At 83.3% G+C, this 215-nt stretch carries 1 pseudogene; it reads right to left on the bottom strand.

The window, feature by feature from the left end:
- Positions 1-215 (bottom strand): annotated as a pseudogene (locus tag KN815_RS49595) (SCO3242 family prenyltransferase); the annotation flags it as partial.

The following is a 215-nucleotide window of genomic DNA, read 5'->3' as shown; positions in this document are numbered from 1 at the left end:
GCCCGGGGGCCGATCGGTCGTGGTGGCGGAGCGGGCCGGGCGTCTGGTCGCCGCCCAGGCGATCGCCGCGCCTGCCGCGAGGGCGCCGAGGGGGGCCGCTGAGGAGCCGCCGGTGGCCTCTCGGCGGGAGACCGTGGTCACCGCGAGGGTGTGGGCGCCCAGGAGGGCGGCCGGGGGAAGGGCGGGGCGCAGGGTGGCGGGGGCGGAGGCGGCGG

It is taken from the genome of Streptomyces niphimycinicus (assembly GCF_018883605.1).
GTDB lineage: Bacteria > Actinomycetota > Actinomycetes > Streptomycetales > Streptomycetaceae > Streptomyces > Streptomyces niphimycinicus.
The sequence above is the reverse complement of the archived record's forward strand: the minus strand, read 5'-3'. Positions and strand labels throughout refer to the sequence as shown.